General features: G+C 36.1%; 27 protein-coding genes and 1 other RNA gene. 11 read left to right on the top strand and 17 right to left on the bottom strand.

Translation table 11 applies throughout. From position 1 onward, the window contains the following. Nucleotides 1–2 precede the first annotated feature (2 nt). Nucleotides 3–761 carry a hypothetical protein gene (locus tag AACT42_RS11395; protein WP_094134077.1) on the bottom strand — a complete coding sequence of 253 codons (759 nt, stop codon included), beginning with the start codon at nt 759–761 and terminating at the stop codon, nt 3–5. Nucleotides 762–891: 130 nt separating this feature from the next. Between AACT42_RS11395 and AACT42_RS11390 the strand changes: the two genes are divergently transcribed. Beyond that, nucleotides 892–1,080 carry a hypothetical protein gene (locus AACT42_RS11390; protein ID WP_094134076.1) on the top strand — a complete coding sequence of 63 codons (189 nt, stop codon included), beginning with the start codon at nt 892–894 and terminating at the stop codon, nt 1,078–1,080. 49 nt (nt 1,081–1,129) lie between these two features. On the opposite strand, the gene AACT42_RS11385 is transcribed toward AACT42_RS11390, so the two are convergent. Both AACT42_RS11385 and AACT42_RS11380 read right to left on the bottom strand, forming a co-directional pair. Next, nucleotides 1,130–1,354 (bottom strand): hypothetical protein, encoded by a 225-nt coding sequence (locus AACT42_RS11385; protein ID WP_094134075.1) that lies wholly within the window; start codon nt 1,352–1,354, stop codon nt 1,130–1,132. Nucleotides 1,355–1,405: 51 nt separating this feature from the next. Next, nucleotides 1,406–1,966, bottom strand: coding sequence for a hypothetical protein (locus AACT42_RS11380; protein ID WP_038129619.1), 561 nt, complete (start codon nt 1,964–1,966; stop codon nt 1,406–1,408). Between the two features lie 258 nt (nt 1,967–2,224). Here AACT42_RS11380 and AACT42_RS11375 point away from each other — a divergent pair, with 258 nt between their 5' ends. Next, complete coding sequence (locus AACT42_RS11375; RefSeq protein ID WP_094134074.1) at nt 2,225–2,572, top strand: hypothetical protein; 348 nt, start codon at nt 2,225–2,227, stop codon at nt 2,570–2,572. A gap of 1 nt (nt 2,573) precedes the next feature. Here the strand turns inward: AACT42_RS11375 and AACT42_RS11370 are convergent, their stop codons facing one another. From AACT42_RS11370 to AACT42_RS11360, 3 genes are all read right to left on the bottom strand, one after another. Further along, complete coding sequence (locus AACT42_RS11370) at nt 2,574–3,197, bottom strand: ribonuclease H family protein (RefSeq protein WP_094134073.1); 624 nt, start codon at nt 3,195–3,197, stop codon at nt 2,574–2,576. Continuing rightward, on the bottom strand, nt 3,197–3,694 hold the full coding sequence (locus AACT42_RS11365) for a hypothetical protein (protein WP_094134072.1): 498 nt from the start codon (nt 3,692–3,694) through the stop codon (nt 3,197–3,199). Before AACT42_RS11365 ends, AACT42_RS11370 begins: the two co-directional genes overlap by 1 nt. Nucleotides 3,695–3,791: 97 nt before the next feature. After that, the gene (locus tag AACT42_RS11360; RefSeq protein ID WP_094134071.1) at nt 3,792–5,051 is read right to left on the bottom strand and encodes a DUF945 family protein; all 1,260 of its coding nucleotides are present in this window, start codon (nt 5,049–5,051) and stop codon (nt 3,792–3,794) included. A gap of 331 nt (nt 5,052–5,382) precedes the next feature. Between AACT42_RS11360 and AACT42_RS11355 the strand changes: the two genes are divergently transcribed. Both AACT42_RS11355 and dcm read left to right on the top strand, forming a co-directional pair. Then, nucleotides 5,383–6,021, top strand: coding sequence for a hypothetical protein (locus tag AACT42_RS11355; RefSeq protein WP_094134070.1), 639 nt, complete (start codon nt 5,383–5,385; stop codon nt 6,019–6,021). Between the two features lie 70 nt (nt 6,022–6,091). After that, on the top strand, nt 6,092–7,285 hold the full coding sequence (gene dcm / locus AACT42_RS11350) for a DNA (cytosine-5-)-methyltransferase (RefSeq protein WP_094134069.1): 1,194 nt from the start codon (nt 6,092–6,094) through the stop codon (nt 7,283–7,285). Between the two features lie 36 nt (nt 7,286–7,321). Here dcm and tilS read toward each other — a convergent pair whose 3' ends face one another. Beyond that, nucleotides 7,322–8,569, bottom strand: a complete 1,248-nt coding sequence (gene tilS / locus AACT42_RS11345; protein ID WP_094134068.1) for a tRNA lysidine(34) synthetase TilS — start codon at nt 8,567–8,569, stop codon at nt 7,322–7,324. Nucleotides 8,570–8,868: 299 nt separating this feature from the next. Here tilS and AACT42_RS11340 point away from each other — a divergent pair, with 299 nt between their 5' ends. Next, nucleotides 8,869–9,126 carry a hypothetical protein gene (locus tag AACT42_RS11340; RefSeq protein WP_020331815.1) on the top strand — a complete coding sequence of 86 codons (258 nt, stop codon included), beginning with the start codon at nt 8,869–8,871 and terminating at the stop codon, nt 9,124–9,126. Nucleotides 9,127–9,358: 232 nt separating this feature from the next. Then, the gene (locus AACT42_RS11335) at nt 9,359–9,928 is read left to right on the top strand and encodes a hypothetical protein (protein ID WP_094134067.1); all 570 of its coding nucleotides are present in this window, start codon (nt 9,359–9,361) and stop codon (nt 9,926–9,928) included. 46 nt (nt 9,929–9,974) lie between these two features. Here the strand turns inward: AACT42_RS11335 and AACT42_RS11330 are convergent, their stop codons facing one another. Beyond that, nucleotides 9,975–10,814, bottom strand: a complete 840-nt coding sequence (locus AACT42_RS11330; protein WP_094134066.1) for a hypothetical protein — start codon at nt 10,812–10,814, stop codon at nt 9,975–9,977. A 70-nt stretch (nt 10,815–10,884) separates the two neighbouring features. On the opposite strand from AACT42_RS11330, the gene AACT42_RS11325 reads away from it, so the two are divergent. Further along, nucleotides 10,885–12,582, top strand: a complete 1,698-nt coding sequence (locus AACT42_RS11325; RefSeq protein WP_094134065.1) for a hypothetical protein — start codon at nt 10,885–10,887, stop codon at nt 12,580–12,582. A 213-nt stretch (nt 12,583–12,795) separates the two neighbouring features. Here AACT42_RS11325 and AACT42_RS11320 read toward each other — a convergent pair whose 3' ends face one another. Both AACT42_RS11320 and AACT42_RS11315 read right to left on the bottom strand, forming a co-directional pair. After that, entirely contained in the window at nt 12,796–13,068 is a 273-nt protein-coding gene (locus AACT42_RS11320) for a hypothetical protein (RefSeq protein WP_094134064.1), read from the bottom strand. Nucleotides 13,069–13,143: 75 nt separating this feature from the next. Next, nucleotides 13,144–13,389 carry a hypothetical protein gene (locus AACT42_RS11315; protein ID WP_094182793.1) on the bottom strand — a complete coding sequence of 82 codons (246 nt, stop codon included), beginning with the start codon at nt 13,387–13,389 and terminating at the stop codon, nt 13,144–13,146. Nucleotides 13,390–13,518: 129 nt separating this feature from the next. Between AACT42_RS11315 and AACT42_RS11310 the strand changes: the two genes are divergently transcribed. After that, a complete protein-coding gene (locus AACT42_RS11310; RefSeq protein ID WP_094133768.1) occupies nt 13,519–14,088 on the top strand; it encodes a hypothetical protein in 570 nt (189 codons plus the stop codon). A 21-nt stretch (nt 14,089–14,109) separates the two neighbouring features. Continuing rightward, nucleotides 14,110–15,021, top strand: a complete 912-nt coding sequence (locus AACT42_RS11305) for a hypothetical protein (RefSeq protein WP_094133767.1) — start codon at nt 14,110–14,112, stop codon at nt 15,019–15,021. A gap of 321 nt (nt 15,022–15,342) precedes the next feature. On the opposite strand, the gene ssrA is transcribed toward AACT42_RS11305, so the two are convergent. From ssrA to nhaA, 7 genes are all read right to left on the bottom strand, one after another. Further along, nucleotides 15,343–15,719, bottom strand: a transfer-messenger RNA (tmRNA) gene (gene ssrA / locus AACT42_RS11300). 143 nt (nt 15,720–15,862) lie between these two features. Next, on the bottom strand, nt 15,863–16,687 hold the full coding sequence (locus AACT42_RS11295) for a hypothetical protein (protein WP_094182792.1): 825 nt from the start codon (nt 16,685–16,687) through the stop codon (nt 15,863–15,865). Between the two features lie 118 nt (nt 16,688–16,805). Then, complete coding sequence (locus tag AACT42_RS11290) at nt 16,806–17,114, bottom strand: hypothetical protein (RefSeq protein WP_094132117.1); 309 nt, start codon at nt 17,112–17,114, stop codon at nt 16,806–16,808. Nucleotides 17,115–17,399: 285 nt separating this feature from the next. After that, complete coding sequence (locus AACT42_RS11285; RefSeq protein ID WP_094132116.1) at nt 17,400–18,254, bottom strand: hypothetical protein; 855 nt, start codon at nt 18,252–18,254, stop codon at nt 17,400–17,402. A 119-nt stretch (nt 18,255–18,373) separates the two neighbouring features. After that, nucleotides 18,374–18,883: an RNA chaperone Hfq gene (locus AACT42_RS11280; protein ID WP_094132115.1), complete on the bottom strand. Its 510-nt coding sequence runs from the start codon at nt 18,881–18,883 to the stop codon at nt 18,374–18,376. 17 nt (nt 18,884–18,900) lie between these two features. Then, the gene (locus tag AACT42_RS11275) at nt 18,901–19,440 is read right to left on the bottom strand and encodes a hypothetical protein (RefSeq protein ID WP_020331804.1); all 540 of its coding nucleotides are present in this window, start codon (nt 19,438–19,440) and stop codon (nt 18,901–18,903) included. 234 nt (nt 19,441–19,674) lie between these two features. Beyond that, entirely contained in the window at nt 19,675–20,862 is a 1,188-nt protein-coding gene (gene nhaA, locus AACT42_RS11270) for a Na+/H+ antiporter NhaA (RefSeq protein WP_094182791.1), read from the bottom strand. A gap of 242 nt (nt 20,863–21,104) precedes the next feature. On the opposite strand from nhaA, the gene AACT42_RS11265 reads away from it, so the two are divergent. Both AACT42_RS11265 and AACT42_RS11260 read left to right on the top strand, forming a co-directional pair. Further along, on the top strand, nt 21,105–21,881 hold the full coding sequence (locus AACT42_RS11265; RefSeq protein WP_176432213.1) for a metallophosphoesterase: 777 nt from the start codon (nt 21,105–21,107) through the stop codon (nt 21,879–21,881). Nucleotides 21,882–22,009: 128 nt separating this feature from the next. Further along, a complete protein-coding gene (locus AACT42_RS11260; RefSeq protein ID WP_094134254.1) occupies nt 22,010–22,669 on the top strand; it encodes a hypothetical protein in 660 nt (219 codons plus the stop codon). Nucleotides 22,670–22,934 lie beyond the last annotated feature (265 nt).

The raw sequence follows: 22,934 nt of genomic DNA, 5'->3' as shown, positions 1-22,934 counted from the left end.
ACCTATAATATAGATTCAACTACATGCTTGTCATACTCACTTTTCAGGCTTTTATTTAGCTCATACTTCATAACTTTATTGACCCAGCCCAACTGCCTATCAGCCAATGCTTCAAGGCTTCCTAGAGCACTAATAGTTCCCGTGCCAACCCTAGCTACATAATTTTCTTTATCACTGTATTCAATTTTGTATCCAGATTGTTTATCAATCTCAAATACCATTTTAACCTCATAATCCTCTGTAATAGCGGTACTAAAGTTATAGTTGATTGTATTTGAGTATTCGAAATCTCCCTTTTTACATTGGTAGTTCATTACCCAAGATCGTTTAAAACTTCTGACTGTACCTACCATTTTCAGTGAATCGCAAAAATCTAAGTATTCTCTGTTTTTAGCAATAGAAGACTTAAGATCTTCAGGTGTCCCTTTTCTCAATAAGTGCATACCAATATTTTCAGTTTCTTTAGCTTTACTTACGTCATTTTTGATTATTCTCAGGCTCTCTTTAACATCTTCACTGATAGCGGCTTCTGTTATTACCACATCATTTTTCACCTGAGAGGATCCCTGATCATCTTTCGGTAATGTTGCTAGTCCATAGCTAAGCATAGCACAAACTATGATAGCAATTGTTGTGAAATCAGAGCGATCAAAACCGCTTTCTTTAGAATCGTCGCGATTTTTCTTTCGCAATAACTGTTCTTTAGCTTTTGCTAGCTTATCCGATAGATCCGATTCGGATTTAGTCGTTATCTTTCTCATAATTCCTTCTTTATTCTAATTAATTAAATTGATTTTTACTCATTAATATACAATTTGACCAAAAATTGTCAATAAAAAACACCTCATGCTATCATTAGATAAATGAATAAAAAATAATAAAGTGAATAAAATGAATATCAATACTTACCATGCTCGAAAAGTACCAACCGTATACATGGCAAGTCCCTCAACGCCCAGGGCAAATGAGAATGAATTAAATCATTTCAAGGATTCATCTCAAAACAGAAAAGTAATTGGTTTGGAGCAAAAAAGCGCTGGTGATAAGAGTAAAGGTTGTTCCGTAGATGTTTTTGTTTAATAAATAAAAAACCGAGAAGCATCTCGGTTTTTTGTGTCTTATCTGACGATTAAGGAGTAACTAGCTCGATATGTTCTCGACATTCTGGATTTTCAGCAATATTAACGCCTACCCATAAGCACATAACCTGATCTGGTTTCAACTCAGGAAAAGCTTCTAGAACCCTAGTACATGGATCTAGAGCGGTTTCATATTGGTGATATAGGTGCTGCATTAATCGTCCAGCTTTTACGACAGTATGATCTTTACTCAAATCAGGCAAATCAAAATTCATTAGCCCACCAGCCTTTTCTTTTAATTTAATCTAAATTATATTCAAGTCAGCTTAAGCTGCTTGCGCTATCTTCTTTTCTACATACTGCCACTCGATCAATGGGTTAACAATTAGAACTAATGTTTGCCCCTTAATTGTCATCTTGATTCCATCATAGCCTAGTTTAGCTGCAATTCTACCTTTTAGCCTGATAATCTCATGCTTTAAAAAGTTCAACTTACCAGCTTTAGTGGCGTTTGGCGTGTAATCTGCCTTAGTAGGAATAACGTCAATGAAAGCTTCTAAGTCAACAATATTGCTTCGACCAAGGAAGATAAAATCAGAAAACATATCCAGTATGTTCCCATCATCCACATTACATATTGATTTCAAAATCGCCATATTTTCTGGTGTTTTTTGAAGATTTCGAGATGATATGATATTCTCTTTATTGATTGAGCACTTGTAAATACTCATACCTTTATCTTCGTAGCTTTTGAGGGTTTCTGGATTTTCGTTTGCAAAGAAGCCATCGAAAACATTGCTAACATCGTCGTTAAGCAATCCCACATCTAAACGAAGAGCGATACCATTTGCTGACTTATTAGCATGGTAGAAATCAGTGTATGACATGTTCCCTCCTATTTCTTATTTAGGTATTATAGAACACTAGAGGCTATAAAGATAGTTTTTATTATACATATAAAACACAACAAAACAATAAAAAACGAATAAAGAATAAGACCCTACATTATGAGTAAGTCAAAAAATAAATTATAAGATTTTTTATCCTTCATCGGAATTGCACTGCCAATAGATGCGTTAGCCATAGCGAATTAAGGAAGCACTAAGTTAACAAGAGATTTCCAGCGATATGATAGAAATGGCGATATGGTTTTAGAATTGGAAGAGTGGAAAGCATATGCTTATAGATCTCTGATAAATAAAAACTCAGAAACCAACCGCATACTTTTCGAAATGGACATAGATCTTTCTGACACAATCTCAAAGGATGAATTCGATATCTTTATAAAACGACATAGCTTGGGAGCTATTATTAACGAGTCCATTGTGTATTCATGGGGGAGTGACCAAGACAATAACATCTATGAAGCGCCTAAGTCAGATTTCATAGTCGATGTACAAACATTCCCTTATTTGACCATCTTTGAAAGTATAGACACCAACAAAGATGGTCACATAAGCAGATCAGAGTTTTTCAAACTCAAAGCCAAGTGATTTACTTCTTCCCAAAATCAGCAGGGATTTCTTGTGACCACTCTTTTGTATGCCACTTACGAATTTCAATTGAGCCAGCATCTTTACAAGTTCTAAGGAACTGATCGGCCTCTCCCATTAATCGCACAAGCTCAGGGTCTGCATTGCCACTGCGGATAACGTCTGAGTTGTGTGCTTTGTTTTCATACCAGTAAATGGCATTCGCTGAATCACTGTAAATGATTAGTGGTAAGTTGTATACATTCGAGTTCATCAGGTATTTGATACCATCAACAAGCGCTAGATACTCACCAATGTTTGCAGAACCACCAATGAAGACTTTACTTCTAAAGACCTCTTCTTTGGATACGTTTAATACGCCCCTATAAATCAGTTCTTGTGTCTTTTGTGAATAAGAGGCATCAACTGTTAGGCATTCGAATAACGGCATGTCTGGTACATGTTGCTTAGCTTTTTCTGGGTAGTATGCTTTCCAACCCTTCTTAAAGGCTTCGTTAGCCTCGCTTGGCGGGAAGCTTTTGTACTTAGCGCCAGGGAATTTATTAACTGCTGCTTGTGTTTCAGCCCACGTTTTCATAACCCCTTTCTTTCTGCCTACCCAAACAACATATACTTTCTTAGCCATTATTTTTTATCCTTTATCATAGATTCTTTTATAGCGATTAGGTCAACAAACTGTTCTTTGATTGAACCATTCTCTTTAACAAGCAAGTCATTCTCGCCAATGATGAATGTCCAATTTGCATCGTAGCTTAACAGGCTTTCATTCACCCCTTTTACACCTAATATACGGACGCTACCATTCATATCCCAGATGCCAACACTAACTTTACTTTCAAGTGTAATTGATTGACCGCAAGAATTGGCAAATCCAATAATCTCAACCTTATCATCGTTTAAGATTGAAATGTTTGAATCTTTTATCGAGTACGTCCAATCTGTTGTATTCTCAATAACTGTTAACACATTCGTCTTATGACGATCATATGAATCAATAGCAGCTTTATTGGCAACAAACATGGCGAAAACTGCTAGAAGAGAGAATGTAAGCATCAGGGCTAACAAGGTTAGTACGATATGCGTAGAAAAAACATGCTTCTCTTCTTCTGTCATACTACTCATGCTTTCCTCCATTATACACAAAACGAATTAAAAGTAAATAAAAGGTGAAACTTCTCGTTCCACCTCTTTTTTGGTTACGTGACTTAACTAAAAGCCATTACATATTTTTTGGAAGTAGAATTTCATTCCCGTTAATGGTTAACGTTCCTTCTTTCACTTCGGCGTGAGTCTCAATGTTTTTACCATTATCAGAGATAACGCCTTGATCAATGTGATCTTGAATCATAAATGGAGGAATTCCTAGTTTAGCTGTCATTGCTTTATCAACTGACACATTTAATTCAGCAGTAACTTTTTCTAAGAATTCATGTAAAGTTCGCGGCTCTTCAGAGAAGCTCTTAAACTTAACATCTAAGTCAATATCAAACCAATCTGATTTCAACTCGTTGATTTTGAATGTTATGCCTTTCTTAAACATGCTGCTAAGAAGCTCACCACTCATATTTCGAGAAATATCATCACTTTTTTCAGATGCGTCAATGATGTCTTTCATGTAAACATCGTTTAACTCCCAATCAAGCGTATAATCTGATTCTTTTAGCTTGATGCCATTAAACATGCCTGTAACGCCATCTAATTTGATTTTTTGATGAATAGACATTGAGTCTGTCATGGTTAAATCAGAAGTTGCCGTTAGCTTTCCGAAATCTATAAATTCCTTGTTTTCATTCAGCATGATTCGATCAGCGGAGAAATCAGTCTTAGCTTCGGTAATCCATCCGTTTTTCCATTTATAAGTTTCAGTACCACCAAACTTAGAAATGTCAAAAGTCTTATCACCATCCTTTATGTTGAGGTTCTCAATTTGATAAACAGCGCTCATCTGGTCTTTATCAAATTCACCAGAAAGTGAAACACCTTTAATTCGGAATTGACTCTGAATCTTTCTACCGTAACTACCGATGTAGTGTTCGCTCTTCTGCATATCAGGGAAATTAAGCTCAAACTTAAACTTTCCATCAACTTTAGCTACCCAGTTCAAGCTAATATCTTTAAGTTGTGGCATTTCCTCAACTGTTGACTCGCTAATTTCGTTAAAATCAAGTGTGATCTTTCCTGGAATCTCGACAGGTCTAATTTTTACAGCATTTTTAAGGTATAGCTTATCAGTATGCCCTTTCATGGAAAGTTCAAAAGTGTCGGTTACACTGAAGAACCCTTTTTCTGCATTTACCAGCTTGATGCTCAGGTCGCCGTTACTGCTAAAGTCTTTAATGAAGCCATCACGCACACCCTCATATTTTTTAGTAAATACGTGATTTCCATAGATAGTACCACCAGCAAGTGCAATTGCGATTGCAGAAGCTAATATGATCCCTTTGCTGCTTTTTTGTTCGGTTTGTTTATTTGTAGACATTTTTATTATCTCTTATTTAATAGCTGATAAATGATAACACTATGCAGCAATTCTTTCAATAAGTCATTGTTTTTTATTTCCCTTAATTATGAAGCGTGTTTGAAAAAACTAAGTATTGCTTCAAATTATTAAGTAATTTATTTGTGATATTTATAATAACTCTAGACTATGAATCAATCATTAGGTTGCAATTAAGTAAGAAAAGCCACTTGATTTTACACTTAAACTTATCTTTTAATGGATTATTTTTGACTTTTTATTATGGAATTAAAAAATCTTTGCTGATAGAATTAAGAATGCAAAAATTTAATAATAATAAATAGGTGTACAAATGTCATCGGAAAAGTATACAAATTCAGTTAGTAGCACTGATAATGCCATTGATATTGAAAAGGAAATTCAAGGCATTACTCAGATGCAGCAAGAGCAAAATAGAATAAAGCTAGCGAAAGCTAAAGAGAAAGCTAAAGAGAAAGCTAAGAAAACACACTCTATAATCAATATCATTGCACTTTCTCTATGTGCTGGAGGCTTTTTCATGCTTAAAGATCGCATCCTTGATGATAATGGATCCGTTAGTAGCCCTACAATGAAGGTGGTTTCGTTTTCTGATGTTAGTCAATGCTCTTCTTTTGCCGCAATAAATCCAGACTTTAAATCAATTAATTGTAATAAACTTTCAGTTCAGGCTCATGAAAAGTCTGAGCAGACTGGTGGTGCATGGATAATGCTCAATGGTGAAAACCGTAAGAGATGCTATAACATTCCAAAAATGGATGGGTTTTCTGTAATCAAGCAAAAAAATGGCGATAAAGCTTTTAGCATTCCTTTGTACTACGTTAAGAATATCGACTTGAGCAAGCCAGGACTATATTTTCCTAGTGGTCATCAAGCACTGCTAAACAATGATGAGACAAAAACAATGCAAAACATAGCGATATACAATAAGCGCTCTGATGTTTGTAACTAAAAAAGGCGCATAGCGCCTTTTTTAATATAAATAAGTTTAATAAATAAAATAAAGAATAAAAAGAAACTATATGATCAAATATTTCTCACCTGAGCTGGTCAGTGACTTGCTCGGCGTATCATTACGCACAATAAATACCTGGATAAAATCTGAAAAACTGATTGCTTCTTCGCAACGAGGATTTACGCGAGAAGATCTGGCACATCTTGATGGATTGTCGTTTCTTCTTGACGATAAAATTGAACCAAATGTAACTCAATCCGTTAATTTAAAGTCTATTGAACTATTCAGTGGTGCTGGTGGAATGGCGCTAGGATTAGCCAATGCAGGATTTAATCACGTACTGCTTAACGAAATCGATAAGGATGCATGTGAGACTTTGAGAGCAAACATCAATGGTAATATTGTTAATGATGCAATTGAAAATATTGATTTTACAAAGTGGTATCGAAGAGTAAATTTGATTTCTGGTGGAGTACCATGCCAACCATTCTCACATAACGGAAACCGACTAGGGTTTGAAGATACTCGTGGAACACTATTCCATCAGTTCGCAAGGGCAATAAAAGAAGTTGAGCCAGATGCTTTTATTATGGAAAACGTAAAAGGATTAGCGACTCATGATAAAGGTAGAACGCTAAAGACTATGGTTTCAGTGCTTGAGGATTTAGGCTACAACGTTGAAGCTCCCAAAGTACTCAATGCGTTCCACTACGGAATACCTCAAAAGAGAGAAAGACTATTCATTGTAGGATTCAGAGAAGATTTGAAGATACAATTCAAGTGGCCTGCAAAAAACCCAGACATAAAAGTTGTCTCAGATGCTCTGTGTAGCGGCTCACTGTACCCAATAGATGTACCTGAATCCATAGGTCAAAAGTACCCTAAAAAGGCTCACGGGGTCTTTGATCTGATTCCTGAAGGCGGTAACTGGCGAGATTTACCCGATGCTATAAAAATTGAAGTAATGGGAGCCAGCCTATTTAATGGCGGGGGTAATTCAGGGACGTTTAAAAGGCTCGCAATGGATAGACCATCCCCCACCCTAACCTGTTCACCAGCCCAGAAACAAACAGGGAGATGTCACCCTATAGAAACAAGACCATTATCCGTAAGAGAATATGCCAGAATCCAATCTTTCCCTGACCATTGGGACTTTAAAGGTACTATGGGAGCGCAATACAGACAGATTGGGAATGCTGTTCCACCAAAACTTTCTGAAGTACTAGGGGAAAGAATAGTAAAAGCAATAAAGCCCATTTGAAATTACCCACTGCATTAGCAGTGGGTTTTTATCTAATTAATCCTTTGTGAGGATTGGTCTATACTTAGGCTCTTTACTTAAATAAAGGTCAGATACCCACTCCCCAACTGTAACAACCTCACCGTTGAATAATTTAATAGGGTACTTTTCCCTTTCCCAAGATGGCACACGCTGTTCTTGTAGGAATTTCTTTAAAGTTCTATTGCAGCCTTTGAATCTAAATTTTAAGGATCCTTTGTACACTGAATCTTCTAGCTCTGTTGGTTCAATAGAGATACCAACATCCCCTTTCTTAGCAGGCAAGAAACTGACAGCCAGCCTTTGATTATCTTTAACAATATGCAGGGCATTATCAAAGAACATGATTTTTGTCTGATGTTCAATCTCAACGGTAAATTTAGTGTCATTTGATGACAAACCATTTAACCTTTCGATTAGATATGCAGTCTTTCCTGACGAGATTGCTTGATGACCATTGCTTTTAAGCCATGCTCTCACCAGTAGTGTTTGTGAATCACCATCTAGATTTTTCACAAAATCATTTACAATAAGTTTTTCTTTCTCTTGATGTGAGCAGTTTTTAAGCCATTCATTTGCTTTTTCAGCATTCATTTCTGAGGCAAGTTGACACAATGAAGCTGATTTTGAGATAGAGGATGATGCATTTCCCCATCGAGTTCTCAATAATGGAAGAACTTCATTCCTTAGGAAGTTTCGATCATAGTCAGAAGACTGATTTGATTCGTCCTCTACCCATTTCAAATAGTTTTCCTTTGCGTAAGCCATGAGTTCATCTTTAGAATAACCTAGAAGTGGTCTAGCAAGAATTCCATTACCCAAATCTCTAGTTGGGCGCATTGATGCAAGACCATCAACACCAGCCCCTCGCATTAATCTAAGTAAAAAAGTCTCTGCCTGATCATCCATGTGATGCGCAGTAAGTAAAACATCTCCATCTGAAATATTTTCAATGAAAAACTCATACCGACAATCTCTAGCTACACTCTCAAGATTGTTAACGCCTTTAAGGTGAAATTGTTTAGATTTGAATTTCGCTCCAATCTGCTTACAGAATTCAAAGCAAAAGCTCTCCCACTTTTCAGCGTTATCGGAAATCCCATGATTTACATGTAGGCAGTAAAGAGATTCATGAGATACGCGTGAAGCAGCGTGAGCTAGTACAACACTATCTACACCGCCACTTAAGGCAATATTGATTTTATTACCTTGGAAGTTCTCAATGACAGTTCTTACTGTGGATTGAATTTGTTCTGTAATAGTCATGATTTTTGCTAATTTTGGATATTGTCTTGATTATACCCACAAAAACATCAGAGTCAATATACATTTCTGTATGTTTTTTCATCATTTGGGCTGAATATCAAAAAAAACCTTTACACAGCACTTAAAAAAAGTAAAATCAAAATCAAATAAATTAACTAATAAAAATTATTATTATGAGAAATAAATTTGACGTTATAGAAGCATCAATAGATGACATAAGTGTGATTGGATTCATTATAAGCAAAACAGAGAAATCCATAAAAGTTTGTTATAGAGACCCAAAATCTGGCGAAATCGAAATGAAGAATACCAATGATGGCATAACCATCACTGGCGATGCCGATCCTTCCACTTTACCTATCTCACTAAATCAAGTACTTGAACATTACAAAGAGCAAGACTCTCGAATTTTCAAGAAAGGCGATAAAGTGTCATTCATTGACCCTAAATCCAGAAAAATACTGAAAGGGGTTATCGAATCCAATATGGGTGAATACTCTAAAGTTCTAATGGCTGACGGTTCTCACAAACGCGTTCTAAAGACATCTTTTCAGTAAGAACAAGAGGCCAATTTTTTATTAATAACCACCAGAAAGCTCTGGTGGTTTTTTTCGTCATTTAATAAACACTTAGTTGCATTCATTCCGTTGAAGAATTTGAAAAGAATTGTTATTAAACACAGTAATACTTTTTATTGAATATTAAAATTGTAATATCTAGCTCCATTTGTTATTCTATTAGTAGAAAAATATTAAAACTAAATAAATAATAACAAAGAAGAGAATTGATATGACAAATTTAACGAACAGACAGATCACAGATGCAATCAAAGATCGATCTCCTGCTGATATTTTGAAGAATGATGCTAAGATCGGATTCAAAGTTGAGCCTAGCAACCTAAAAGAAGATGGATTTACATTGTGCGCATCGTTCAATTTAAGTAACGCAGAACCTGCAATTAAGCATCTTCTACATAAAGCATTAGGAAGTAAGCGTTCATTCGCAAACTTCACAACCTTAAATGATGGCACCAAACTGGACTCGTTCGTAATCAAGTCTGAATTCACTTCTTTCTCACTAGATACCGATCAAGATAAAACATATACTCTGGAAGATTTGAAAGGGAATAAAGATCTACAGAAAAAGTTCTTAGGTGAGTTTGCTAAGCGTCACTTTATCCAACCATTGAGAACTACAATGGCTGACTATATGGAAGTGGATAAGCGAAAAGAGATGAAAATTTCTGGAACCCCAACAGGAAAAGAGCAAAGCCAAGAATCCTTTCGTGGGAAAGTGGCTGAATATATTAAATCGTTTATTCCTGGCGCTAAAGGTCGAGAAGTCGGTCTAAGCATCTAGACCGAAATCTGACTTAAAAAAGCAGAGTCATCGACTCTGCTTTTTGTTATTGAACTTTAATTGTGATATCCGAAACATTCGAAAGTTGTTTCAGTTTCTCTTGCAGGTTTTTATGATTCGCAAGCTTTTCTCTCACTTCAATCACCCACTTCGCGTTCATTAGTGTTGATTTCAATATAAAAGTGTTTAGTAGATTGATATCCGTTGCCTTCATTAATCTAACTCTATACAACTTTCCACTTAAGTCTGTATCAAGCTTAATATCTTGATATTTTTTGAACATATTCTGGATATTGATTATCTCTACTTGGTATCCCATTGATTCAGGATCATAAATATCTAGTAGACCATCTCCTGGTTCAGACAGGCTAATTGAAACTCTGTTTTCAGGGTTTTCAACAACATGCTTCACTGAATCTTCATCTAGAGTGTATACTTCCCAGTCTTGTTGGTCGTATTCAAAAACATCAATGAATTGCAATGCCTCATTGAAAAAGTCTTTAATTATCGTAGCTCGCTTTTTGATTGGATTGTCACTTGCCTTTTCTTCAAGAGCTGATGTAAAGATGATGGGCGCTAATGCTTTTCTCACAGCCGACAAAAATAATTCTTCATTAGGGAAAAATTCAGAATCACCTAACGATCTATTAACCCATATTTTTTTCTCATTATTCTTAGTGAACCTTAAGAGTTCATCATGATTATTGAACCCAAGAATCGAATAGAAGATATCTTTCATCTTTTGCTTTTCAGGGATTTCTCCAATTCTAAAACTTTTTCCCAACTCAAGATCGTCTTCTGAAGGCAGGTTCTTTTCCCATATCGTGATAAATGAGTCCATTACCAACTGTAATTTTTTACGCGGGATAATTATCTTTTTTTGCATAACTTTCAATTCTCTTCATTGATTTATTTAATTGATATATAATAAATTAAAAAAGAAGTCAAAGAAAGTCATGACCAAATTAATTAATTCAAAGGAAGCTAAAGTCTTAAGGGATAGGCTTACTCATGCAAATCTCGCAAGTAACCAGGAACCTATTGATGTTACTGTCGAATTGCTAGCAGCACATATTGAAACTATAGCTCCCATATTAAAGAAAAATCCTCATGAAATGCTGAGTGCTATTAGCCTTAATATCGTTAATGAGCTTAAAGCTGCTGCCAACACAAACTCCACTCGGTATTTTCAGCTTATTGGAAGAACTTCAAATCTCATTAGTGAAAGACAGTACGCACTTGCAAATGAGCTTCATAATCTTGGCGCATCACAAGAAGAAATTTTCTCCGCTACAAAACTGGTATGGTGTGATAACGATTTTTGTTTTAAAGGATTTACATTCGACCCAATAAGGATAGACCCATCGTACTTAGCTATGATGTTAGATAATCCTCATAGTGATAAATACAGGGTTGCGTCACTGCTGAAGATGAACCCTCAAAACTCAATCTTCACTGCTTATCCTAAAGCTAAGCAACTATCTATCAGAATGGTTGAAGGGATGAGTGCTGCGGGGAGTATAACTGTTAGTTCTTATGAAATAAACATCTCAAAAGAAAAGCTTTTAGAGTTCTACAAAGCTAATGGCTTCGATCAGGCATGTTGCTATATAAATGAAGTAATCAACCACGAACTTGCGCACATTATTCAAAATTTTGAACCAGGATGGTCTCGCGGTATGGCTGAAGCATTAACATTCCCGCATTACATTGGACAACTACTCAGCCAATCGAGAACGAGATTACTGAATGCATACCCAAATCTAAAAAAGGCTGTTGATACTTATGATCAATGCCGATTAGAACTCGCGCAAAAATATGAGTGCAACCCGAATGACATATTCGAATACATCAATGACGATGAAGAAAACATCATAATTAGTTACGCCGATGAGATTGATAACCAACCTGAATCTAGATTTCTAGAGCGGCTAGAGGATTCAATTTATGACGTTAATGGTAAGAAAACATTCTCAAAAGATGAGCGATTAAAATGGTACGAAAACACTATTGGTGAATCAATGGCAAGGTTTGTTGGGAGAATTAACAGTCAGTCAGGTTCTAACGAACCATTTAACAAGTCTTTTCCTTTTCTCTCTGAATTCGCGATTTTAAGTCAGTATCCAAACATTCCTTTATTTAGGGGAAAAGATGATTTTGAATATAATCACCAAGACTTACCGAACGAATACTACTCATCATCTCTTGGGTTCATTGATTTCTATCAGAATGGACAGACGCTAGTAAGCCTAGTTAGTGATAAGTGCAATATATCTACCGTTGTGCATGAGTTCTTAGGACACTACGTTTATGAGAATGTGTGTAATGCTGCTAATATGCCAGACTGTCCATCATGGTTAATTGATGGTCTTAAAGATCTTGATAATTCAATTTTCGAAGGTCTATTTAGTAAGTGCGCAAAGCACGAAAGATTTTCAGAACATGCTGAAAGCTTGATGCTAACTCATGCAGCAAAACACACCAGCCCAAAACTAAAAGCTGCTGCAAGAGTTCTTGAGAAAGAGTTAGCATCAACACTATCATCGGAATCGTTACACTTAAGAGACGATATTCAAGAGTGTCATAGTTTTTCTAAGTTCTATTCAAGAATTATGGGCGCTGATGAGTCAAATGCAATCTCATTGTCCAGATAGCAAAAAGGCAAGCTATGCCGCTTGCCCTATCTATTACTTTTTAGTTTGAACAGCCCAGTTGTTGCGTTTACGGCTGTTACGAAGTGCTAGATTACGTTTCATGATATATCTCCGAATTATTTTTGTTTTTATATAAAGTTAAAATCGAGAGCTTTGGATGCTCTCGATTTTTAATTCGCAGCCAAGCTCTTGATAATTGAGCTTGGTATATCATTAAAGAAAGATGTTTTCTTCAATACCTTGCTTAGTAGCTTCTGTACTTAGCAGCTCAATTAGTTCGTCATTTTTTGTTTCTACAACCATTTGTACGGTTGCATACTGATGAATTCGAATTAACGATTCAGCAATTTTTTGCAAGTTACCGCAAGGAAGATCACGGAACATGCTAATACCTTCGACACTGTCATTAATCTTTTTATCTGTGATATTAATCTTAATGCCAGTTCGAACGGTAGGATCCGTCGATGGCGTAATAACTTTTATCATTGTAAAACCTGTTATATTGTTATTATCCCAACCAGATAATGTTACTGATTGTTTTTGTTGTTGTCAATAGATTATCTATTTAATATCTAGCGGAATTTCTTCTGGAGAAGGACTCCATTCAAAAAGCCCAGAAACAACGTTCTTACAGAAATCCAGAATGATTTCCCACAAAAATTGAGCCAGAGGCTTAATCAAATCCATGAAGTTTGACACATACTCATTTACGTCTTTGTCTGTAACGTATGCATAAAACGCAACTAAACCAAGCAGAAAGCAAAAAACGATAAAGAGAAAGCCTGCAATTTTTTTTGCTAGCCCCATAATAAAATAACCTTTCTTTTAATTTATGATTAGATTATACATTCATTGAGATTAGAGTCAAGCATTTAAAATTCTTTCTTTTTCCATGTCTTCTTATGGGATATAATTTGAGCTTAAATGAGGATAATTATGAATATAAAAAACACAATCGGCTTACTCTCTATCCTGCTTTCCTCTAATGCCTTATCCACAGAAGTAAAATCAATTCCCCTACCATTAGGGGTAAGCTTTGGGATGACATTAGAGCAAACGAAGTCATTTTTAAGTGGGTACGAGCTAACTGTGCCAAGAGGGTATCCGAACACTATTGTGGTTGATAATCCTAACTCTCAAAACTTCATTTATAAACGGCTAGGCTTTTACTTTAATGAGCGTGGTCTTCAGTACGTCCAGGTGCAATCCAAAACTATCGGTAATGATCCTTATGGTAGAAATGGCGTTACGCTTTACTACAGCGAAAAGAAGCGGATATTAACTGAGAACCCTTCACTTGATATTGTTCACTTTGAGTTTGCTGATAGACGAAACACATACGATAAAACCAGCTTTTATCAATGCCTCAACTATCTAAATTGTGGTAAATACAAAACATACCTTTTAAACGGTGATGAAGTGAAGGTGCTTTTGAGCCTAAACCCTAAAAGTGATACTGAAGGGTATATAAATATTGATTATAAAGGCGATTATTGGGATTGGTAATCAAGCAGCAAGGGAAAAGAAATGATTTTAACAAACAGTATCGATATTGATTCTAAATTTCTAACGATTCAAGATGAGTCATATACACTCAACTTATTAGATAGCAATATAAGGCTTGAGTGTAATTCACATGAATTCAATGACCTTAAGAAAGCTATCGTAGCTTCATATGAGCTAACTGAAAATTCAAACCACTGGATTCAACAAAGAGTTAAAACAGTATTGAAGGCTCATAGGGCAGCGTTTGATTTTTTGGTTCATGAAGGTTACTTCAGTGAACAATTTGTCATTACAGACAAGTCTTTTGATAAGAATCATTTTAATCGCTTACAGATGACGATTGAAGATTTTCTGCATAAGTACATGAATTCAGTGAAGGGATTTCCTGTAGCCACAAGGGAATTATTTGACTTTCTTAATAGAAAAATTGGAAACAAAACAGAAATTTGCATCAATGATGGCGAAAGTCAGCTTAATGAGTGGAACGATCTCAACCATAATTTTAAACCACTAAACGAAGAAGAGAAAAAGAAAAGGTATAAGCTGGAACCCTTTTGTGTCAGTAATGCCTCTGTATTTATTGGGTTTGTTAGACCTGAAACTACTGTACAAAACATTCTAAAAATCAAAAATAGCTCAATAACATTTGAAGTCAGTGGCGATGATGTACTAAAAATGTACAAACTATTTCTTACAGAAGATCAATTTAACCTACATAAACAAGGCATAGAGTGCTGGAAACTATTTGATGACACAATTAAAGCGAACAAAATCTTTTTTGATAATTTAGAAACAATTGGCTTTGATAAAAAGTGGGCTGAATTCAAGTCGGACGAAGAGCTTAACAAAAATAGACTTTCAGATATCATGACTGAATATGATCAAGCGCTTATCAGCATCGATACCTTATCATCATACATATCGAAGCATTAGTGATTTGCTCATTTTGACTAATGGTGATCTGGCATTGTTAAATGCCAGATTTTTTTGTTCCGAAAAATAGAAAACTCCAGACCGAAGCCTGGAGTTTCTAACTAAAACAAAATTAGGGATAAGAACATCAAATTATCTTAAACAAAAATGGCAAAGGATAAAAACAAGGTCTCTGTAAAAGCCTGGATACCAGACCTTCACAATGCAGTCTCGGAATCGGAGCAATTCATGAATCGCGTCCTTCGTTAATAAATAACGATAATATGCTCGAAAACTGCATTTAACTAATTGACTATTTCCCGATAAATCAACAAGTTGAATTGGTGGAGATGGGCGGATTCGAACCGCCGTCCAAATGCATTCCAGAAAGCAAATACTTACAGCTTTATCTTCTCTTATCATTAACAATTTAGGCTGAGAGAGACAATCACCTAAATGTCTTCAGCACATCCCATACGGGTTACTACGCAATATCGGCTGTATTTCTTGCGCTCTTCCCTAATCTAATAATGACCCATGCATATACAACACCGATTAGGGCTGGTGTTGTGCATGAGGCAACCTACTGGTTATTAAGCAGCGATTGCAGTGAAATGTTCGTCGTTTGCGAATATTTTAATTTCGGTTTTTTTACGAGGCCAACCGACCCTCGGCTGATTGCAGACCTTCCAACACCTGTCGAGACCTATTTCATCCCCAAGCTTTTACAGAAACCTAATTTTTAAAGAACTTTGGTTTGTTGCTAACCTTTGATGTTGTAAATAATACACCATCTAAATTATTTTGCAAATGTTTTTTATGTTCTTTTTAAAAAAATTGAAAATTTTTGTCTGATTGCTCATTACATAGTCAATGCGGTGCGATTTAACCCCATTTTCTCAACTCTTTCAACTAAGCTTACTAAATCACTTGAACGGTAAGATTCAATATAGTCAACCGCCTGCACGTTGTGAATAGCCAAAGAGTTCAGATTCTTGTCATAAACACCATCAATGTTCTTGATCTTCAATAAGATCGGGAAATGCTCTTTATCCATATCTTTTTTCAACTCTAAAAAGTCAGGATGATCAGAGCTAACAATGTTTGCACCAGGCTTAACCTGAAGGAATGCTATCCCCTTACTATTTTCGGTATCTCTATCCTTAAATGAAGAACGCGCATTAACAGCATTCTTTAAGTCTTTGGAAGCATATAATGCTCGACCTAAGAAGCTAGGTATCATACTTTGCTTCAATGCTTCTTCACTATCTGCTTCAAACCGCTCAATGTTCCCAAAGTCCATACTTTGCGCGATAATCATTCCCGAAAAGTCTATTTCATCCGTTCTGTTCATTCTGGATATAAGGTTGATCGCCCCCTTATTCAGATCAGACAATCTATCTGGAGAAATTCCTTTTGGAGTAAACAACGTAACTTCGTCTCCATCAAACTTAGCGCCTAAAGTGTATCCTTTAATCAAAAATAGCTTCAAAACTGTACGTTTGTTTATGTTAGCTAAAGCCTCTTTGCTTTCACTACAGTCTGGCTCGATAAATTCAGCAAATTTTTCTGCTGACACCGTTCTTTCATAACGCAGTTTATCGGTAAAGATCGCGTGATGGAATTCCGTTTGATTAATCTTTAACCACTCTTTTGATTTTTTGAATACTTTAAGGTTTGTTTTCATTTTTCGAGTTTTCTATATTATTAATAACCAAAGAATTATATCATTTAATTCTTAATAAAAAAATAAGCCGCTAACTACGCCTTAGTTAGCGGCTTATTCATAAGGTCTTTTGTAAGTTTTAAAGCATATCAGGCATAAACTTGAATTCTTCAAAGACTAACTCACAATGAGATTCAAGCTGTTCCATTGTTACCTTTTCATTTGAAGCTGTAGCTTTACATAGCGTAAATGTTGCCATGTTGGTGAAGGCTCTCTTTAAAAATACAAAATATCCAATTTTAGCCAAATTTAAAGCCTCTGGATCAGGCTTTCGTAAGTACACACAAAGTTGACCGCGATACAGGCTTAGGATGAATGATTTGGTTTCAACCTTCTCTCCGCTAAAGCCACCAGCAGCCTCTATTTCTTTGACCCTGATATTTGGCACTCTCCCTTTGCCTTCGATAATGTACTGTACGCATTCAATAAATTTAACCTGATCTTCACTTAGGTTATTCTGTCTTGCGGATTTAACTACAGAATCCTAATTTGAGTAATGACCAATTCTGCTCTCTTTTTCCTCACCCGTATTCTTACTTCTGTGATGTTCAGAGTTAAATACACCCCATCTACCAAGTGTAATGTTATGTGCAGTAATTGTGAGGACTACGCCATTTTCATATATCTTCATTAATTTAATTCCTTATTATATTTATTGTTATTATAAATTTTATCACTCAACTTTCAATCTGAACGATTTGATAAAGTTGACATCGAGCATGAAGTAAGCCATAACCTCATTCGACTTCTCTTTCATAAGTCTTTCATAGTTTTCCGAATTAGCTTCCCCATAAATACGCTCTACAATAGGCCAGACCGATTCATCTGTAATATCCTGGTAACTCCACCCAATATGGATAATTCGCGATGTTGTGAGCGCACTGAGAGCGTTTAGCTGTTGCTTTTGATCGCCAAATAAAAGTCCTGATGATTCCATAAAATTATTAGAAAGCTGGATAAGGTCAGGGAAAGTCTTAATAACAGAGTTTTGATCTGTAACAATATTTGCTTTGTCATTATTTTCAATGCAGTAGTCCATTAAAAATTCTGCAAATTTTCTGGTCAATTCATCTTTGTTCAAGACATGCCTTCCATAGACAACTTTTGAATATTTAGGGTTATCATGAAACGCCGCATGTTGTAAGCGAATCAAAGACTTTATCGAATCATGAAGCTCGGCTCTGTCCGAGCTTCTATTAAATGAAAGGTATGATGTAAAACCTTTAGAAATGTTATCAACAAATCCAAACTCAAAGGAATCAAAGTCTTCGGTGGCGCTAAAAAGCTTATCAAGCAACTTTCCGATCTTGTAATCCGCGCTATTAATACCATCATTCGAATCACAACATCTTCTAGAAGTCTTAATCCACTCAACTGTTTCATCGCAAACCTGAATGCCTTCAGGTGTGAGTTTGTATGCAAATGCAAAAATCGGATTAGAGTATTCAAAGCTATCTAAAGCAAACAAGAGTCGATTCACTTCTTTCAACTTGCAGATTTTAACTAAATCATCAAATTCAAAATTCATTTTATTCCTTAACACTCCTTACGGAGTGAGTTCACAATGGGGTTCACTTGTTCTTTATTTATCTCGACATAATAAAAAAAGGGTAGCTAAAAAGCTACCCTCTTAATCATTTATCAATCTTAGAAAATGATTTCAGTTTTAATTGAACCCGAAACTACGTTGTCAGTCACTACAATTTGTAGTTGTGGAACGATTTCGTTTGTTTTTCTGTCACGAATCTTACTAAAGATTACTAGAACATCACCGCCGTAGCGAAGTAAGCGACCACTAATGCTGATTCGGTTAAGGAAGAACATTTCAATGTCCATTTCGCTTTGAATCGCAGGCTCACACAGTTCAGCGTTGAACTTTTCATTGAAAAGAGCTGTGTTTTCTACTTCATTAAGTTGAGTAAGCAGCTTTTCAATAATGCTCTGGTCATTAACTGTGATCGTGTTAATTGTGTCAGAGTTAACGATTGATGATTGACCATCACGTTTCACTTGAACAGCACATTCATCGTATTGCTCAATTTCACCATCAATTTTGATACCGTTCTGTAGAAAGATATTAAATGACTCACTGTTCAGGTTTTTCGCTTCTTTGATAAGCGTATCAAGTGTGATTTTGTAAATTTCTGATTTAATCATTATAACCACTCCCCTGATTAGTATGCTTTAGCTTTTGGAACTTCACAGTTTACAGTTGAGATAGCATCCCAACGTACAAGCTGTAGACCGCCAAAGTGGTTCATGATGATTTGTACTTCATCGTCACACACTACTGGTTCACCTTTGATTGGTGTGCCGCTTACTGTGTAGTTAGCAACAATCAGTGAAGAGTTTCGGCTTTCTGCAAGATTACGCACCTGACGGAAGAAGTGCTGTTGAAGCTTATTTACCGTAGGAGTTGGCGCATCTTTCTTGTTTTGCTCTGCAAATAGAGCATCAACATCCAATACTAGAGCTTTCGAGTCTTTGCTCATGTTGTGAGACTCTTGGCGCTTAGGAGAAAGAGATGCTAGTGCGTCCCAAGCAATTACTTGCTGGCTCTTGCCGTGCGAAGCTAGCACCAAACCAGTTTCATCTACCATGATAACTGTGCCGATTAGTTTTACGTCATTCTTCAAGAATGCAAAGACTTCTACGTCTTTAATTGCTTTTAGGTATGCGTCACGTACTGAGGTGATTTTAAACTGGTTTTTCATAATCTTTTTCCTATTAAGTTTGTTTGCTATTATTCAGCGTTGTTATTAATTATACATATTTAAGATTTCTGGTCAAGTTTTTTATTAGTCACCAAGTTTTCTTAAATCTGTTTGGAGGTTTCCCTCTCTGTTGTTGCTAACTATATAGCCGTGCGGTTCACCTGTCAACAATATTTTTATAGTATTTTAAAAAAATCGCCTCATAAGAGACGATTTTAATTGGAAGGTAGATGATTACTTGTTTCTGAGGCTATATTTCATTACTGAAAGACCGATAACGCCAGAGATTGCCGAACCAACCAGGATAGGTAGCTTATACTGCACAGTAGGGTCGTCGAAAGAAAGACCTCCAATAAACAAGCCCATAGTAAATCCAACACCACACAATGCTGCGATACCATACATTTGAAGCCAATTTGCGCCTTGTGGCATTGGTGCAACTTTTGTTTTTACAAGAATGAATGCTGTTGCGAACACGCCAAATTGCTTACCAACAATCAATCCAAGGATAATGCCTAATGAGACATTGCTAGTTAGACCACTAATATCTTGTGCTGAAATTGCCACCCCTGCATTCACAAAAGCGAAAATCGGTAGAATGAAGAAGCTTACTGTTTCATGTAGTGTGTGCTCCAAAGACTCTAGCATTGAGCGTCTTTGATGCGCTTTTCCTTCATTGTCATAGATTTTACGTGGCGACATTGGAATAAACATGCCTAATACAATACCTGCAATGGTCGCATGAATACCGCTCATGTATACACAGTACCAAAGCACAAAACCAATAATTGCAAATGGAGCAAAGTTTTCTACGTTTTTCTTGTTCATGTACCAAAGCACTAAAGAACAAACAACTGATGCAATTAGATAGTTATAGTTCAATGATTCAGTAAAGAAGAAGGCAATAATGCCGATCACCATAACATCATCAAAAATTGCTAACGTCATCAAGAATACTTTTAGCGATGTTGGCGTATTTTTACCAGCAAGTGCCAATAACCCGAATGCAATTGCAATGTCGGTTGCTGCGGCAATAGCCCAACCATTCTGTGTTTCTGTACCAAAGTTAAAGAAGTGGTAGATAGCAATAGGAACAATTAGACCACCTAGTGCAGCGGCAGCAGGTAGGATCACATTTCTTGGATTGCTTAATTCACCATTTACAAATTCCCGCTTAACTTCAAGGCTAATCAGGAAAAAGAATACGACCATTAATCCGTCATTTACAAAAAAATGAAAATCTTTCTCAAGATCGATACCCAGCAGTTTGAGAGTAAACTCACTATGACTCAAGTGGCTGTACATTGTATACAAGCCTGTATTTGCCACCAGCATGGCGATTGCAACAGATGCAATCAGTACGATGCCAGTTGCAGTCTCCATTTTGAAAAAGGACTGAACACTATAAACAAAGTTCTTCATTTACTACCTCATTTTTATTTGTTAATTAATTGTCAGAATTGTGTTTTACAATACTGATAGCAGTCAAAAGCCCAAAGCGGTTGAGTTCGCTTTAGGCTTCAAATCTTTAAGGTTATTTAGTCACTATGACTGACTTTATATTCGGAATTATACATACGTTAATTTTATGGTCAATTATTTTTTATCTCTTATTGAAATTGTTATCAGTCCTGTTAAAATGAATGAAAAATAAAGGGAAAATCATGAAAGAATTACATTACCTTTTCGAAAAGACAACGCACAATCTTGATCAGTCAACTGGTCGAGTTCTTTTTGCTGGTGACATTCATGGGCATTACAGCGATTTCATGCGCGAGTTAGAAAAGCTAAAGTTTGATCCTAATAAAGATGTTGTCTACTCACTCGGTGATTTAACTGACCGTGGTAAAGAAAACTTACAATGCCTAGAACTAATCAATGAGGATTGGTTTAAAGCTATGCTTGGTAATCATGACCTCTTTATGCTTCTTTTTCTAATTACGGGTGAAAATGAAGGCTCATTGCCTGGTCGTATGTGGTTTTCCCCTCGTACTGGTGGAGCATGGTTTAAAGATTTAAATTCAGCGCAAAAAGATCGTGTACGCGAACTAGCACAAATTTTAAGTCTTAAACCTTCTGCAAGACAAGTAGACATACATCACTCAAATGGACTAACTAGATTTGGTCTTGTTCATGCTGAAGTACCAAACAATGATTGGAATTTCGTTTTAGACAAGAAAAAGCTAGAAAACCATGCTGACGTTGTTACAGAAAGCAGAAAAAAAATTAAATCTTTTGTACGTGATTACGTTAAAGTTCATGACATTCCCCATGTTAAAAACATTGATATTTTAATCTCTGGACATAGCATTGTTAATAAACCTCTATGGTTACATAACCATCTTTATATCGATACTGGATCGTATAAACCAGATGGATATATCTCAGTGTTAGACCAAGAAGAGATTAGATTAAGCAAAAAAATGTATAACATATCTTAAAATTGGCTTCTGCCATTGGCAGGAATATTATTGCTCTATTACTATTACCTTAAGGCTATGATCTATTAAGTTGAATTTTTGGTTTTAAAGGGTTAATTTTAGCATTGGTTAAAGAAAGGATCTTATATATGAAGAAGATTTTAATACCAGCGATTTTAGCAGCATCGTTCACTCAAGCTGCTTCAGCTTCACAATTTAATGAAGGTTGGGAGTTTTCATTGGGCTTAGGCGGAGCTTACAGCGCGAGTGAAGACATAACTATTAAACGAGACAACGCATCCGATATCGAGCTTGGAGACGTTGAATTTGAAAACAAGCCATTCCAGGCACCGCTTTATTACACCATTCGTGGTGGAAAATGGTCTCTAAATGATGGATGGGCTGACTCAACAGCTTTTGAAATGGAGCTTATTCACCACAAAATCTATGCTAAAGGCAGTGACCTCAGTCAAGGCGTATCAAAGTTCGAAGTGACTGATGGTTACAATCTACTCTATGTAAACTACGCGGTGAAGAAAGACCATTGGATTGCTCGTGCAGGTATTGGTGCAGCGATTCCTCACCCTGATGTGATCATTGACGGAGAGCGCACACATGGTGGATATCAATTGGCAGGTATTACTGGTCAACTTTCACTTGAGCGAGAGTTTGAGTTGAATGAGACTTTTGCTCTGGGTATTGAAAGCAAAGTTACCTACTCATATGTAGATATCGATATAGACGGTGGTAGCGTTGAAGTACCAAATACAGCCATTCACTTGGTTGCAAACCTAAAATACCGTTTATAAGAAAACACTAAAAGAGGGGTATAGCCCCTCTTTTCAATGATTTACACGCAGTTCCCTTCCAAATTTTTGAATTTATCAAAATTTTTCAATTTAATTAAATCCTCAAATTTCATCTTTCCAAGCATTGTGATTGATCAAGTTTCACTCATGGAAAATCTGTTTTTGATCATTTACAAAGATCGCACATTGCTCAATTGTCAATAAAACGCATCCAAATCACTATTTTTTTTAACTATTTTTATTTGACATGAATATTTTTAGTCTT

Origin of the sequence: Vibrio sp. V15_P4S5T153 (genome assembly GCF_963874485.1) — a bacterium.
In the GTDB taxonomy this organism is placed as follows: Bacteria; Pseudomonadota; Gammaproteobacteria; order Enterobacterales; family Vibrionaceae; genus Vibrio; species Vibrio anguillarum.
Note: the sequence above shows the minus strand (reverse complement) of the source record. Positions and strands in the feature narration are given on the sequence as shown.

What these genes read in the sequence shown, in the direction of transcription:
- AACT42_RS11295 (WP_094182792.1), bottom strand. Translation starts at nt 16,687, where the DNA reads ATGAAAACAAACCTTAAAGTATTCAAAAAATCAAAAGAGTGGTTAAAG.
- AACT42_RS11315 (WP_094182793.1), bottom strand. Translation starts at nt 13,389, where the DNA reads ATGGGGCTAGCAAAAAAAATTGCAGGCTTTCTCTTTATCGTTTTTTGC.
- AACT42_RS11280 (WP_094132115.1), bottom strand. Translation starts at nt 18,883, where the DNA reads ATGATTAAATCAGAAATTTACAAAATCACACTTGATACGCTTATCAAA.
- AACT42_RS11325 (WP_094134065.1), top strand. Translation starts at nt 10,885, where the DNA reads ATGACCAAATTAATTAATTCAAAGGAAGCTAAAGTCTTAAGGGATAGG.
- AACT42_RS11395 (WP_094134077.1), bottom strand. Translation starts at nt 761, where the DNA reads ATGAGAAAGATAACGACTAAATCCGAATCGGATCTATCGGATAAGCTA.
- AACT42_RS11285 (WP_094132116.1), bottom strand. Translation starts at nt 18,254, where the DNA reads ATGAATTTTGAATTTGATGATTTAGTTAAAATCTGCAAGTTGAAAGAA.
- AACT42_RS11360 (WP_094134071.1), bottom strand. Translation starts at nt 5,051, where the DNA reads ATGTCTACAAATAAACAAACCGAACAAAAAAGCAGCAAAGGGATCATA.
- AACT42_RS11380 (WP_038129619.1), bottom strand. Translation starts at nt 1,966, where the DNA reads ATGTCATACACTGATTTCTACCATGCTAATAAGTCAGCAAATGGTATC.
- AACT42_RS11355 (WP_094134070.1), top strand. Translation starts at nt 5,383, where the DNA reads ATGTCATCGGAAAAGTATACAAATTCAGTTAGTAGCACTGATAATGCC.
- AACT42_RS11320 (WP_094134064.1), bottom strand. Translation starts at nt 13,068, where the DNA reads ATGATAAAAGTTATTACGCCATCGACGGATCCTACCGTTCGAACTGGC.
- AACT42_RS11275 (WP_020331804.1), bottom strand. Translation starts at nt 19,440, where the DNA reads ATGAAAAACCAGTTTAAAATCACCTCAGTACGTGACGCATACCTAAAA.
- AACT42_RS11330 (WP_094134066.1), bottom strand. Translation starts at nt 10,814, where the DNA reads ATGCAAAAAAAGATAATTATCCCGCGTAAAAAATTACAGTTGGTAATG.
- AACT42_RS11385 (WP_094134075.1), bottom strand. Translation starts at nt 1,354, where the DNA reads ATGAATTTTGATTTGCCTGATTTGAGTAAAGATCATACTGTCGTAAAA.
- AACT42_RS11265 (WP_176432213.1), top strand. Translation starts at nt 21,105, where the DNA reads ATGAAAGAATTACATTACCTTTTCGAAAAGACAACGCACAATCTTGAT.
- tilS (WP_094134068.1), bottom strand. Translation starts at nt 8,569, where the DNA reads ATGACTATTACAGAACAAATTCAATCCACAGTAAGAACTGTCATTGAG.
- AACT42_RS11340 (WP_020331815.1), top strand. Translation starts at nt 8,869, where the DNA reads ATGAAGAATACCAATGATGGCATAACCATCACTGGCGATGCCGATCCT.
- dcm (WP_094134069.1), top strand. Translation starts at nt 6,092, where the DNA reads ATGATCAAATATTTCTCACCTGAGCTGGTCAGTGACTTGCTCGGCGTA.
- AACT42_RS11370 (WP_094134073.1), bottom strand. Translation starts at nt 3,197, where the DNA reads ATGGCTAAGAAAGTATATGTTGTTTGGGTAGGCAGAAAGAAAGGGGTT.
- AACT42_RS11260 (WP_094134254.1), top strand. Translation starts at nt 22,010, where the DNA reads ATGAAGAAGATTTTAATACCAGCGATTTTAGCAGCATCGTTCACTCAA.
- AACT42_RS11375 (WP_094134074.1), top strand. Translation starts at nt 2,225, where the DNA reads ATGGTTTTAGAATTGGAAGAGTGGAAAGCATATGCTTATAGATCTCTG.
- AACT42_RS11335 (WP_094134067.1), top strand. Translation starts at nt 9,359, where the DNA reads ATGACAAATTTAACGAACAGACAGATCACAGATGCAATCAAAGATCGA.
- nhaA (WP_094182791.1), bottom strand. Translation starts at nt 20,862, where the DNA reads ATGAAGAACTTTGTTTATAGTGTTCAGTCCTTTTTCAAAATGGAGACT.
- AACT42_RS11310 (WP_094133768.1), top strand. Translation starts at nt 13,519, where the DNA reads ATGAATATAAAAAACACAATCGGCTTACTCTCTATCCTGCTTTCCTCT.
- AACT42_RS11305 (WP_094133767.1), top strand. Translation starts at nt 14,110, where the DNA reads ATGATTTTAACAAACAGTATCGATATTGATTCTAAATTTCTAACGATT.
- AACT42_RS11390 (WP_094134076.1), top strand. Translation starts at nt 892, where the DNA reads ATGAATATCAATACTTACCATGCTCGAAAAGTACCAACCGTATACATG.
- AACT42_RS11365 (WP_094134072.1), bottom strand. Translation starts at nt 3,694, where the DNA reads ATGAGTAGTATGACAGAAGAAGAGAAGCATGTTTTTTCTACGCATATC.